The organism is Salinicoccus sp. Marseille-QA3875, assembly GCF_054950095.1.
Window position 1 is genome coordinate 2,523,368 of the sequence record NZ_CM143103.1, and the last position, 12,515, is coordinate 2,535,882.

Annotated in this window: 14 protein-coding genes; 13 read left to right on the forward strand and 1 reads right to left on the reverse strand. The window is 39.6% G+C overall.

Features of this window, described 5'->3' with window-relative positions:
• Positions 1-170: 170 nt before the first annotated feature.
• The 6 genes from ACY8DT_RS12800 to recO are packed head-to-tail and all read left to right on the forward strand — an operon-like array spanning position 171 to position 4,023.
• Positions 171-1,109: a PhoH family protein gene (locus ACY8DT_RS12800; RefSeq protein WP_052256428.1), complete on the forward strand. Its 939-nt coding sequence runs from the start codon at positions 171-173 to the stop codon at positions 1,107-1,109.
• 9 nt (positions 1,110-1,118) lie between these two features.
• Complete coding sequence (gene ybeY, locus ACY8DT_RS12805) at positions 1,119-1,583, forward strand: rRNA maturation RNase YbeY (RefSeq protein ID WP_462420700.1); 465 nt, start codon at positions 1,119-1,121, stop codon at positions 1,581-1,583.
• A gap of 2 nt (positions 1,584-1,585) precedes the next feature.
• Positions 1,586-1,933, forward strand: a complete 348-nt coding sequence (locus ACY8DT_RS12810; RefSeq protein ID WP_462420701.1) for a diacylglycerol kinase family protein — start codon at positions 1,586-1,588, stop codon at positions 1,931-1,933.
• 13 nt (positions 1,934-1,946) lie between these two features.
• Positions 1,947-2,354: a cytidine deaminase gene (gene cdd, locus ACY8DT_RS12815; RefSeq protein WP_462420702.1), complete on the forward strand. Its 408-nt coding sequence runs from the start codon at positions 1,947-1,949 to the stop codon at positions 2,352-2,354.
• Positions 2,354-3,259 carry a GTPase Era gene (gene era, locus ACY8DT_RS12820; protein ID WP_462420703.1) on the forward strand — a complete coding sequence of 302 codons (906 nt, stop codon included), beginning with the start codon at positions 2,354-2,356 and terminating at the stop codon, positions 3,257-3,259. Before cdd ends, era begins: the two co-directional genes overlap by 1 nt.
• An 8-nt stretch (positions 3,260-3,267) precedes the next feature.
• A complete protein-coding gene (gene recO / locus ACY8DT_RS12825; protein WP_462420704.1) occupies positions 3,268-4,023 on the forward strand; it encodes a DNA repair protein RecO in 756 nt (251 codons plus the stop codon).
• Positions 4,024-4,156: 133 nt separating this feature from the next.
• Here the strand turns inward: recO and ACY8DT_RS12830 are convergent, their stop codons facing one another.
• The gene (locus ACY8DT_RS12830; RefSeq protein WP_462420705.1) at positions 4,157-5,533 is read right to left on the reverse strand and encodes a glycine--tRNA ligase; all 1,377 of its coding nucleotides are present in this window, start codon (positions 5,531-5,533) and stop codon (positions 4,157-4,159) included.
• A gap of 289 nt (positions 5,534-5,822) precedes the next feature.
• Between ACY8DT_RS12830 and ccpN the strand changes: the two genes are divergently transcribed.
• From ccpN to ACY8DT_RS12865, 7 genes are all read left to right on the forward strand, one after another.
• The gene (gene ccpN / locus ACY8DT_RS12835; RefSeq protein WP_462420706.1) at positions 5,823-6,440 is read left to right on the forward strand and encodes a transcriptional regulator CcpN; all 618 of its coding nucleotides are present in this window, start codon (positions 5,823-5,825) and stop codon (positions 6,438-6,440) included.
• An 11-nt stretch (positions 6,441-6,451) separates the two neighbouring features.
• A complete protein-coding gene (locus ACY8DT_RS12840; protein WP_462420707.1) occupies positions 6,452-7,276 on the forward strand; it encodes a pyruvate, water dikinase regulatory protein in 825 nt (274 codons plus the stop codon).
• Positions 7,277-7,281: 5 nt separating this feature from the next.
• Positions 7,282-9,027 carry a DNA primase gene (gene dnaG / locus ACY8DT_RS12845; RefSeq protein WP_462420708.1) on the forward strand — a complete coding sequence of 582 codons (1,746 nt, stop codon included), beginning with the start codon at positions 7,282-7,284 and terminating at the stop codon, positions 9,025-9,027.
• Positions 9,028-9,051: 24 nt separating this feature from the next.
• The gene (rpoD, locus tag ACY8DT_RS12850; RefSeq protein ID WP_462420709.1) at positions 9,052-10,161 is read left to right on the forward strand and encodes an RNA polymerase sigma factor RpoD; all 1,110 of its coding nucleotides are present in this window, start codon (positions 9,052-9,054) and stop codon (positions 10,159-10,161) included.
• 105 nt (positions 10,162-10,266) lie between these two features.
• Positions 10,267-10,668, forward strand: a complete 402-nt coding sequence (locus ACY8DT_RS12855; RefSeq protein WP_462420710.1) for a c-type cytochrome — start codon at positions 10,267-10,269, stop codon at positions 10,666-10,668.
• A 54-nt stretch (positions 10,669-10,722) separates the two neighbouring features.
• Positions 10,723-11,406 (forward strand): tRNA (adenine(22)-N(1))-methyltransferase, encoded by a 684-nt coding sequence (locus tag ACY8DT_RS12860; protein ID WP_462420711.1) that lies wholly within the window; start codon positions 10,723-10,725, stop codon positions 11,404-11,406.
• Positions 11,396-12,481, forward strand: coding sequence for a Nif3-like dinuclear metal center hexameric protein (locus ACY8DT_RS12865; RefSeq protein ID WP_462420712.1), 1,086 nt, complete (start codon positions 11,396-11,398; stop codon positions 12,479-12,481). The genes ACY8DT_RS12860 and ACY8DT_RS12865 overlap by 11 nt, the downstream gene beginning before the upstream one ends.
• Positions 12,482-12,515 lie beyond the last annotated feature (34 nt).

A 12,515-nucleotide genomic window follows, 5' to 3' on the forward strand; every position in this document is an offset into this window, starting at 1 on the left:
GACACCATCGCGCCCCTTTTCTGCCTTTGAAAGGCACATGTACTTTATTTGTCAATTATACAGCTGTGCGGCCAAATTAAAAGATGAAAGAACCTTACGAAATCATTGCAGTCAGGTTTTGATAATGGTAAATTTAATGTAATTACAATATAATTTAAAGGGGTTTCTAAATGCCTAACATAATAAGTATAGATAGTCTCGAAGAGGCTCAGGCACTCATCGGGGCAAATGATGCGCATATCACATATCTAGAAGATGAGTTCGACGTTACGATTCACACGTTGGGAAATGAAATTACAGTAGGTGGATCGGATGATGACAATGTTGAACTCGCAGAAGATGTGCTCATTCATCTGCTGAAAATCATCCAGCGAGGGATGAAAATAAACTTAAGAGATGTTCAATCTGCATCAAGCATGGCTAAAAATGGCACGATTGAATATTTGTTAGATCTATATAATGAAGTGATTGCCAAAGATACGAAAGGCAAAGGCATCCGTGCAAAAACCACCGGACAGAGAATATATATCGAAAATATAAGACGACATGACCTGACTTTCGGCATCGGACCGGCAGGTACAGGGAAAACTTTTCTTGCTGTCGTACTTGCGTGCCAGATGCTGCGTGACGGTCAGGTAAAAAGAATTGTTTTGACCAGGCCTGCAGTTGAAGCAGGTGAAAATTTAGGGTTTCTGCCCGGTGATTTAAAAGAAAAGGTCGATCCTTATTTAAGACCACTGTATGACGGACTTCATACAGTGCTCGGCACAGAACAGACAGACCGTCTGATTGAGCGCGGTGTAATAGAAGTCGCCCCCCTTGCTTACATGAGAGGACGTACACTGAATGACGCATTCTGTATTTTGGATGAAGCTCAAAATACTACTGAGATGCAGATGAAGATGTTTTTGACACGACTCGGTTTCGGTTCGAAAATGGTGGTTACCGGAGATGAAACTCAAATTGACCTTCCGGGTTCTTCAAAAAGCGGTCTGATTGAGTCTGTGAGAAGGCTTGAGAAAGTGAAAGGTATTGCGGTCAACCGCATGGATGAAACTGACGTCGTCAGACACCCGCTTGTTTCAAAAATAATAAAAGCATACGAATAGAGGTGCACTATGCTTACAGTCGATTTTATAGATGATGGCGGCTATACATCATATGATGAACAGCAGGAAATCAGCCGTTTATTGAACTTTGCATATGAAAAATTAGAATCTGATTCAAATGCTGAAATCAGTGTGTCATTTGTGGACAGTGAATCAATCCGTGACATCAACAGTCAGTACAGGGATAAAGATGAAGTGACCGATGTCATTTCATTTGCCATGGAAGATGATGAATTCAATCTGATTCATGAAGATGCTCCGAGAACTCTCGGTGATATCATCATTTCGACAGACCGTGCCAAAGAACAGGCTGAGGATTATGGACACAGCTACCGCCGTGAATTACTATTTTTATCACTTCACGGCTTTTTACATCTACTGGGTTATGATCACATGGATGATGCAGAAGAGAAAGAGATGAACTTGACTCAAGATGAAATTTTGGATGCATTTGGTGTCACAAGAGATGAGTAGCGATGGAGAGATTTAAATATGCCTTCGAAGGTATCAGAGCATTATTTATAAAGGATTTTCATTTTGCGGGCCATCTGATTATCGCATTTGCCGTAATGATATTTGGATTTTTATTTGGCTTGAATTCAACTGAATGGCTTTTTATCGTCAGCGCAATTTTCATAGTGCTGATTACTGAAATCATCAATACAAGCCTTGAGTACACTGTCGATCTTGTGACGGATGATTATCATGAGCTTGCAAAATATGCCAAAGATACATCAGCACTTGCCGTATTTCTGGCATCATTTTATGCAGCTATTACAGGATTGATAATTTTCCTTCCAAAATTAATTGAGTTATTCACTTAGGAGTGTGACATATATGAACGATGGAATTTTTAAAGATGAATGGTTAAAAGAAGTGACTGAAGCACAGAGCCGTGCTTATACACCGTATTCAAAATTTAATGTCGGCGCTTTGCTGGTTACTGAAGATGATGAATACATTTACGGGGCAAATATAGAAAATGCTGCATATCCCGCATCCATATGTGCTGAACGCAGTGCATTGGTGAGTGCTTATTCAAATAATATCACTAAGTTTAAAGCACTTGTCGTCGTCACAGATGCAGACTGGCCGGCGAGCCCATGCGGTGTCTGCCGTCAGGTGATGAAAGAGCTGTGTGATGATGATATGCCTGTTTATTTAACAAGTAAGTCTGGAGAAGTGATCAAGCGTACTGTAGATGATTTATTACCACTCGGTTTTTCAGGGAAGGATATGGAGTAATGTCAGAAAATAATTTTAAATCCGGTTTTATCAGTATTATCGGCCGGCCGAATGTGGGGAAATCTACATTTATGAATAAAGTGCTTGGACAGAAGATAGCGATCATGTCCGATAAACCTCAAACAACCCGGAATAAGATACAGGGTGTATACACGACCGATGATTCCCAGATGATATTCATTGATACACCAGGCATTCACAAACCAAAACATCAGCTCGGAGAGCATATGATGAAGGTTGCAAGAAACACATTAAAAGAGACTGAAGTGATCCTATTCATCATCAATGCTTCTGAGGAAATCGGCAGAGGTGATGAGTTCATCATTGAGATGCTGAAGAATACAAGAACGCCGATTGTTCTTGTACTGAATAAAATAGACCTTGTACATCCTGATGATCTGCTGAAACAGATAGATGTCTACAAGGACAAACTGGAATTCAGTGATGTCGTGCCTATTTCTGCACTGCAGGGGAATAATGTGGAAACGCTTCTGGATATAATAAAGAAATATCTGCCGGAAGGCCCGATGTACTACCCTGAAGACAGGGTCACCGACCACCCGGAACACTTTATAGTCAGTGAACTCATCCGTGAAAAGGCCCTGCATCTGACAAGTCAGGAAATCCCTCATGCCATCGGTGTTGAAGTTGAAAAGATGAAAGCTGATAAAGGTGAGAAAATCCATGTTCAGGCAGTCATCTATGTTGAACGTGAATCTCAAAAAGGCATGGTGATCGGCAAAGGCGGAAAGATGTTGAAAGAAGTGGGAAAACTGGCCAGAGCCGATATAGAGAATTTACTCGGAAACAAAGTCTATCTTGAACTTTGGGTGAAAGTGCAAAAAGACTGGCGCAACAAATCCAACTTTATAAGATCACTTGGATATAAAGATGATGAATACTAGGTGATGAAATGATATACCAGCAAAAAGGCATCATGATCCGGCAGACAAACTACAGTGAGTCCAGCCGGATCATTACTATTTTAAATGAAGATGGTGTCATGGTCCCCCTGATGGCCCGGGGGTTCAATAAGACCAAAAGCCCGTTTATCGTTTTAAGGCAGGGGTTCAAAGAAGCATTATTTACTTATAACCGGTTTAAAGGCATGGGCACTCTGAACGAAGTCGATGTCATCTCACATTTTAAAGGCATCAACAATGATTTTGATTTATTTGCATACGGCAGTTATATAATGGAGTTCGTCACGAGAATATTGACTGATGAAGATGTCACACCTAAAAACTTCGAACTTCTGATGAAATGTTTCAGACTGCTCGAAAAGAAGGAAGAAAATGAGAAAAATGCAGTTACAGCACTGGCTGCAATCAAATTGATGCCGCAATACGGCATTGAAATCAATGTTGATGAATGTGCACTTTGCGGAAGCAGAGACTACAATACTTTCAGCCATTATTCATTCATGTACCACAGTGTCATCTGTGATCATTGTGCGAATGAGGACACACTCGAACGAGCGGTAAATATCGGCAACAGGAGCATTTACCTCGCAGCATATATGAAAAACGTCAAACTGGATTTGATCAATTCCGTCAAAACCAGTCCTGAAAATGGCAGAGCACTGCTTAACTTTATAGAAATGCTCTATGATGAATACGCAGGTGTCTACTTTAAAGCGAGAAAACTTGTAAAAGATATACAAGATTGATTACATGCATAAGATCGAAATTCAGTAACATTTGACAAAACATAAATCATAAATTCAGAATTACAAATAAAAAAAACGGGTATCCGGATTTTAAAAAGAATCCAGGTACCTGTTTTTATATGATATGTTTCCATTAGAATTTAATTCTCTCTTTTAAGAAGCTATTCACTTCGTCAATAGGCATTCTCTTCTGTTCCATCGTGTCTCTCTCACGTACTGTCACCATGTTGTCTTCCAATGAATCAAAGTCGAAAGTGATGCAGTATGGTGTGCCGATTTCGTCCTGACGGCGGTATCTCTTACCGATCGACTGTGATTCGTCAAACTCGATATTGAAGTCAGGGGCAAGTTTTTCATACACTTTAAATGCATCGTCACTTAACTTTTTGGACAACGGCAATACTGCAGCTTTGAATGGTGCCAGGCTCGGATGGAATCTCATGACAGTTCTTGAGTCACCGTTTTCAAGCTCTTCTTCGTCGTAGGCATCGCTCATGAAAGCAAGTGTCACCCGGTCAAGACCTAAAGCAGGTTCAATGACAAACGGGATGAATTTCTCTCCTGTTTCCTGGTCATGATAAGTGAGATCTTCTCCTGAATGTTCCATATGCTGTTTAAGATCAAAGTTTGTACGGCTCGCAATACCCCATAATTCACCCCAGCCGAATGGGAATTTGAATTCGATGTCTGTTGTTGCATTGGAGTAGTGGGATAGTTCATCTTCATCGTGGTCACGCATGCGCAGGTTATCTTCTGCAAGACCTAAGTTCAAAAGCCAGTTCTGAGCGAAATCTTTCCAGTATTTCTGCCATTCCACTTCCGTACCCGGTTTACAGAAGAATTCAAGTTCCATCTGTTCGAATTCTCTTGTTCTGAAAATAAAGTTCCCCGGAGTAATCTCGTTACGGAATGATTTACCGATCATACCGATGCCGAACGGCAATTTTTTGCGCATCGTTCTTTGGACGTTTTTATAGTTTACGAAAATACCCTGAGCAGTTTCCGGTCTGAGGAAAATTTCGTTTGTTGATGATTCTGTTACACCCTGGAATGTTTTAAACATCAAGTTGAACTGACGGATTTCAGTGTAATTCTGAGCACCGCAATTTGGACACGCGATATTGCGTTCTTCGATGATGTTCTTCATTTCGTCGAAGCTCAAACCATCCGCAACAAAAGTGTCGTCTTCTTTTTGAAGGATGTTTTCAATGAGTTTATCTGCACGGTGACGGCTCTTACATTCTTTACAGTCGATCATCGGATCATTGAAGTTGTTTAAATGGCCTGATGCTTCCCAAGTTTTCGGGTTCATCAAAATCGCTGCGTCGACACCTACGTTATAAGGTGATTCCTGGATGAATTTTTTCCACCATGCTGCTTTGACGTTATTTTTAAGTTCAATACCAAGCGGTCCATAATCCCATGTATTTGCCAGACCGCCGTAAATCTCACTGCCCGGAAATACAAATCCTCTTGCCTTTGATAAATTTACAATCTTGTCCATATCCATAATAAAACACTCCTTTAAATAATTTGTTTCGGCATATAAAAAGTCCCAGGATAGCTCAGCTATCCTGGGACGGGTCTATACCCGCGGTTCCACCCAAATTAGTGTTTCCACTCAACTTTTAATATAGTCATCTTTTAATATTTTATATGCCATTTAACATGTTAAGCTCACACCGTCCTTAACTCGCTTAAGTCTCATTATATAAAATGTAATTTGAAAGTGCAAATGTTTCATTGTATTTCTTTATCTTATCAGATGTATTATAATTATTATTATTGGGAGTGAGGCCATGGAACTGAACAGCAGGCAGGAAAAGATACTGAAGATTGTAAAACAGCATGGACCGATAACCGGCAGCAAGATTGCAGAACAGCTGTCTTTGACTAGAGCGACATTAAGACCGGACCTTGCAATTTTGACTATGAGTGGTTATCTGGATGCCCGTCCGCGGGTCGGATATTTTTATACCGGCAAAGAACCGGCTGAAGTATTGACTAATAAAATCAGAAATATTTTAGTCAGGGATGTCCAAAGTTTGCCGATATTGATAAAAGAGGATACATCCATCTACGAAGCGATTGTAAAGATGTTCCTGGAAGATGTGGGTACATTGTATGCAATAGATGACGACAGGGATCTTGTCGGAGTCATTTCAAGAAAAGATCTGCTAAAAGGTACGATGGGTAAAAACGATATAGAACGCACACCTGTCAGTATCATCATGACGAGAAAGCCGCATATCACTACATGCTATCCAAACGATCTATTGATTTATGCAGCGAATCAGCTCATAGAGAAGCAGATTGATTCGATACCTGTAATAGACAAAGAGGCCGATAAAGATATAGTCATCGGGCGTATAACGAAAACAAATATTACAAAAGTATTTGTTAATCTAATGGAATAAGGAGTGTCTGGATGTCTAACATAAAAGTAATCATAGCATCTGATTCTGTAGGTGAAACCGGGGAGCTTGTAGCTAAAGCATCTCTGGCACAATTTGATATAGACAGTACATCGGATGTGTTAATAAGGTACCCGTATATTGACTCTGAAGATAACGTGGATGATGTAGTGGATCTCGCAAAGAGTAAAGGAGCAATCGTCGTTTATACGATTATCACCCCTAAATTCAGAAATTATATTAAAGAAGAACTCAGAAAAGAAAACATACCTTCGGTCGATGTGATGGGACCCCTGATGTCAATACTTGAAGGAAAGACTGAAGAAACACCGTATTACGAACCGGGCCGCGTCCATAAGCTCGACGAGGATTATTTCAAAAAAATCGAAGCTATAGAATTTGCGGTCAAATATGATGACGGCAAAGATGCGAGCGGACTCAACAAGGCTGATATTGTACTAATCGGCGTTTCAAGAACGTCTAAAACACCATTATCACAATTTTTGGCGCTTAAAAAGTACAAGGTCATGAACATGCCTCTGGTTCCTGAGGTGACACCTCCGAAAGAACTGTTTGAAATTCCGGCCTCCAAATGTATAGGATTGAGAATAAAATCCTCTTCACTGAATAAAATCAGAAAAGAGAGACTGACTCAGCTCGGACTGAAAGATACAGCAAGCTATGCAAAAAATGAAAGGATTCAAGAAGAGCTGGAATACTTTGACATAATTATAGAAAAAATAGGTTGTCCTGTGATTGATGTATCTGAAAAAGCCATTGAAGAAACAGCAAATGAAATCATGAAGTATGTAGATGGTAAAATAGATATTAAAGGGTGATAAGTGTGAATATCCCACAGCAGACAATTGAACATGTAAAAGACAGGACCGACATTACAGAGCTCGTTTCCGGGTACATAAAACTTGAGAAACGCGGGCGAAACTACGTCGGTCTTTGCCCTTTTCACAATGAAAAAACCCCGTCCTTCAGTGTGAGTCCCGAAAAGCAGATTTGTCACTGTTTCGGCTGTAAAAAGGGTGGCAATGTCTTTCAGTTCCTGATGGAAATTGAAAATATATCCTTCTCTGAATCTGTGAAAAGACTTGGGAAGCCGCTTGGAGTCGAAATTGCAGCAAATGAAAGCAGAGTGGATGATAATGATATGCAGTTCATCAAAATGCATGAGCATATCACAGATCTTTTCCACCACATATTGATTCACACAAATGAAGGTGAAGCAGCATTAAGCTATTTAATCGAAAGAGGATTTACAAGTGACATTATTAAAAAAGAAAAAATAGGGCTCGCTCCAAAAATGTCATCATTCACTAAAAACGCAATTCTTGAAAAAGGGTTTACGGAAGAAGCGGCATTCAGTGCAGGTCTGCTTTCACGTAATGAAGAAAACTTTTCATATTATGACCGGTTCGTTAACCGTATCATGATTCCGATTAAAAACCATCAGGATTATGTCATAGGGTTTACCGCAAGGAGCATAGACGGCTCTGAACCAAAGTATTTGAACACACCGGAAACCAAAGTTTTTCAAAAACGTCATTTATTATTCAATTTGAGTGACGCCAGGAAATCGATCAGACAGCAGGACGAAGTCATACTGATGGAAGGGCATCTCGATGTTCTAAAAGTGAAATCGGTCAATGTTGAAAACATTGTAGGACTGATGGGGACTGCTTTAAGTGATGAAAATATAAATCTTCTGGACAGGCTGGCGACGAACGTAACCCTGATGTTCGATGGTGATAACGCCGGTGCCACCGCAACGATGAGTATCGGTGAACAGCTCCTCAAGCATGGACTGAACACATTTGTCATCCAGTTGCCGCGGGGCATGGATCCTGATGAGTTTATCGTTGAAAATGGAGAAGAGGCTTTCCGCAACCTCGTTAAAAATGAAAAACGCCACTATGTACACTTTTTATCCGAGAAACTTTTAAATGAAAGTATGCATAATGACCTGGCGTACTCTCAAAACTTAGGCACATTGATCGATGCATTGAAGTATGTCAACGATGGTGCGATAAAATCCAGGCTCATAATGCATATCAGTGAAAGATATGATATCGAAAAGTCTCAAATAGAAAATAAACTTCCTGTTAGAACTACGGTAAAAAGGGAAAGTGGTATACAACAGATAGAAAGACTTTCCATCCGTGAGAAAAAAGAACGTTATTTTTTAAAAGCACTGATAAATGATAAAAGCCTGTTCGAATATTGCAGAGATCTAATAGATGATGAAGTATTAACTTCACAGCAATATTATGGTATATTTAAAGGGTTGTGCAGTTATTTTGACGACCATGATACATTTGAAGTATCATCCTTTATCCAACAGATACCGAATGAATTATTAGAAGTTGTAATTAATATTGATAATTTGAAGATTCAAAGTGATGTGTCCCGGGATGAAATAGATGATTACCTGAATGACTTAAGTGGTAAAAGAAATAGTAACAGGGAGAAAAAAATATTATTTGCGCGACTTGCTGAGGCCGAAGCGGACAATGATATTGATCTGCAGGCCAGTATAATGCAGCAATTGTTGGAGATTAACAGCAGATATAAAAGTTAGTCAATATAATTAGGAGGTACATTTATGTCTGAAAATAAAGTAGGAGCAACTGAGACAAAAGATGAAGAGTTGTTTACTTCTGTTGAACAGGTGAAACAGGCACTCCTTGAAAAAGGGAAAAAAGAAGGACATTTATCACATGAGGAAATTGCAGACAAATTATCTAATTTCGAATTAGATGCCGATACAATGGATGAATTCTTCGATGAACTGAATGAAAATGACATACAATTAATAAATGAAAAAGATGCAACAGATACAGACTCAAAACTGAATCTGCATGATATGAGTGCGCCGCCGGGAGTGAAAATCAACGATCCGGTCCGTATGTATCTAAAAGAAATCGGGCGTGTAGATCTCCTGAGTGCGAAAGAAGAAGTCGAGCTTGCTAAAAGAATTGAAAAAGGCGATGACTTTGCGAAAAGCAGACTGGCTGAAGCGAACTTAAGACTTGTTGTCAGTATAGCGAAAAGATATGTAGGACGCGGCATGCTGTTTTTAGATCTGATCCAGGAAGGGAACATGGGTCTTATCAAAGCAGTTGAGAAATTCGACTTTACAAAAGGATTCAAATTCTCCACTTATGCTACATGGTGGATCCGTCAGGCGATTACGAGAGCAATCGCCGATCAGGCAAGAACAATCCGTATTCCTGTGCATATGGTGGAAACGATCAATAAACTTATAAGGATACAGCGTCAGTTACTGCAGGATCTGGGCCGTGAACCAATTCCTGAGGAGATCGGTGAAGAAATGGATTTGCCTGCTGAAAAAGTACGTGAAATCCTTAAGATTTCACAGGAACCTGTATCACTTGAAACACCTATCGGTGAAGAAGATGACAGTCATCTTGGAGACTTCATAGAAGACCAGGAAGCACAGAGCCCTTCCGACCACGCAGCATACGAGTTGTTGAAAGAACAATTGGAAGATGTCCTTGATACATTGACCGATCGGGAAGAGAATGTTCTTAGACTGCGTTTCGGTCTGGATGACGGTCGCACTCGAACATTGGAAGAAGTTGGAAAAGTATTTGGTGTAACTAGAGAAAGAATCCGTCAAATCGAAGCCAAAGCACTTAGAAAACTGCGCCATCCAAGCAGAAGTAAAAGGTTAAAGGATTTTATGGATTAAGATGATATGAAAGGTGTAATTTTATAACTAAAATCATTTTGACATTATGTATTTTTAATATACAATTATAATTGTATATGCTTTTATATAAGGGAGGGTCAACATTTGAATAAGAATCCAATTATACCATTTTTACTTATCATCTTTTTAGGTGTGGGTCTTGTCTTCTTACTATCTTCACAAGGTGCGAACCAGGAAGAAGAAGGAGAAGAAGTTGCTACTGAAGAAGGATCTGAAGGTGGCGGCGAGGAAGGCTCAGAAGAAGGCGGAGACGGTGCATCATCTGGCGACGTAGACGCAGAAGGCATTGCTCAAAACAGCTGTGCATCATGTCACGGTGAAGACTTTTCTGGAGGTATGGGACCGGCACTTGCTGGCACGAGCCTTGGTGAAGACGAATTCACTGATATCGTGAGAAACGGTCAAGGTTCAATGCCTGCATTTGATGAAAGTCAAGTGAGCGACGAGGAAATGACTGCACTTTACGAATTTTTCTCAGAACAATAATTGATAATGGAACCTCCACAGATGTGGAGGTTTTTATTTTAGAGGATGGTAAAGATGATTGATGAGCGTTTAAAATATGCTGCAAATTATATAATTGGAGATAAAATGGTGGATATCGGTTCGGATCATGCTTATCTCCCGATATATTCAATTCAGAATGACATTGTTAATACTGCGATATGCGGTGAAGTGGTGGAAGGGCCCTATCATTCCACGTTGAAGAATATTGAAGTGTATAATATGTCTGATAAAATCGAGGGAAGACTCGGAGATGGTTTAAAGATTTTATCAAAAGAGGATAAGGTGGATACAATAACAATATGCGGGATGGGCGGACCATTGATTGCAAGCATAATAAAAGAGGGATACGACAATGTAGCCGGTTACCCACGGCTGATTCTACAGGCGAATAATTTCACTTATCCGATCAGGAAAACAATCACTGGTTTAAACTACGCCATTACACATGAGAAAGTCCTGAAACTTGGTAAACGTTACTATGAAGTGATCGTCTGTGATTATTCGGAAGATAAAATATCTTTAACCGAGAAAGAAATGACTTTCGGTCCTGAAAACTTGTCTGTCCGTGATGATGAGTTCATCAGTAAAGTAGAATGGGAACATGAACATTTGGTCAGTATATATAATGGTATCAACAGTGAAAAAAGCAGCGGTAAAAAAGGAGAAGTAAAATCTAAAATAAAAATGCTGGAAGAGGTGCTGAACGATGAAAATTAATGAACTGATGAAGCAATTGGATGAAATCGCTCCATTTAAAGACAGTGAGGAATGGGACAACACCGGGCTTCTTGTCGGTGACAATGAAGCTGAAGTGACAGGTATATTGACTGCGCTGGATTGTTCACTTGCCACTGTGGAAGAAGCAATTGATAAAGGTTTAAATACGATCGTCTCACATCATCCGCTCATATTTCCAAAAGTGAACAGTATAACCGATCATTTTTACGGTAGAATCATACGAAAACTGATCAGAAATGATATCAACCTCATTACGATGCATACTAATTTGGATCACCAGCCAAACGGTGTCAGCCACATGATAGCTGAAGCTCTGGGCTTTTCTGATACTGAGATTTTGATACCAAAAAAATATGAACTGAAAAAACTCAGAGTGAATATACCAAAAGAAGATAAAGAAAAATTGAAGAAAGATCTGTCTGAAGGCGGTGTCGGTAATCAGGGAGATTACAGCGAATGCTTTTTTGAGTATCCGATAACAGGTCAATTCAGACCGAATGAAAATGCGAATCCTCATATTGGTACCAACAATGAACTGGAAATTGTTGATGAATATATTGTTGAAGCTGTTTTTGATTCCGATCAGCAGGATGATGTGATTGATGCATTGCTCAAAGTTCATCCGTATGAAGAACCGGCGTTTGATATTTTCACAATCAACAATGTGCCTAATAAAGGACTCGGTGTGAAATTCAGTTACGAAGGTACTTTGGATGATCTTACCAAGTTATTGGAAGATAAGATGGATTATCCTGTTGTCAACGTTGTAAAGGGCAATGATGAAAAGATTTCGACAGTCGGAATCATCGGAGGCTCCGGCATGAGCTACTCAAATGAAGCTTTCAAAGCAGGTGTCGATGTTCTGATAACAGGAGATGTTAAGTATCACGAAGCATATGATGCAAAACTTCTTGGGAGAAATGTCATCGATGCAGGACATTATCTTGAAATGTTCATGAAAGAAGGACTTGAAACTTTAATCAGGAAAAAGATTGATTTAGACGTCGTTTCAAGCAAAGTGAATACAAATCCATTTCAAAGTAAAATCAAATGACCAGAATTTTTTTAACATTAAATTAACATCATAC

Bases quoted from the DNA above. Each gene is read 5' to 3' on its own strand.
- ccpN (WP_462420706.1), top strand. From the start codon at position 5,823: ATGGAACTGAACAGCAGGCAGGAAAAGATACTGAAGATTGTAAAACAG.
- ACY8DT_RS12830 (WP_462420705.1), bottom strand. From the start codon at position 5,533: ATGGATATGGACAAGATTGTAAATTTATCAAAGGCAAGAGGATTTGTA.
- ACY8DT_RS12810 (WP_462420701.1), top strand. From the start codon at position 1,586: ATGGAGAGATTTAAATATGCCTTCGAAGGTATCAGAGCATTATTTATA.
- ACY8DT_RS12800 (WP_052256428.1), top strand. From the start codon at position 171: ATGCCTAACATAATAAGTATAGATAGTCTCGAAGAGGCTCAGGCACTC.
- recO (WP_462420704.1), top strand. From the start codon at position 3,268: ATGATATACCAGCAAAAAGGCATCATGATCCGGCAGACAAACTACAGT.
- era (WP_462420703.1), top strand. From the start codon at position 2,354: ATGTCAGAAAATAATTTTAAATCCGGTTTTATCAGTATTATCGGCCGG.
- ybeY (WP_462420700.1), top strand. From the start codon at position 1,119: ATGCTTACAGTCGATTTTATAGATGATGGCGGCTATACATCATATGAT.
- rpoD (WP_462420709.1), top strand. From the start codon at position 9,052: ATGTCTGAAAATAAAGTAGGAGCAACTGAGACAAAAGATGAAGAGTTG.
- ACY8DT_RS12865 (WP_462420712.1), top strand. From the start codon at position 11,396: ATGAAAATTAATGAACTGATGAAGCAATTGGATGAAATCGCTCCATTT.
- ACY8DT_RS12860 (WP_462420711.1), top strand. From the start codon at position 10,723: ATGATTGATGAGCGTTTAAAATATGCTGCAAATTATATAATTGGAGAT.
- cdd (WP_462420702.1), top strand. From the start codon at position 1,947: ATGAACGATGGAATTTTTAAAGATGAATGGTTAAAAGAAGTGACTGAA.
- ACY8DT_RS12840 (WP_462420707.1), top strand. From the start codon at position 6,452: ATGTCTAACATAAAAGTAATCATAGCATCTGATTCTGTAGGTGAAACC.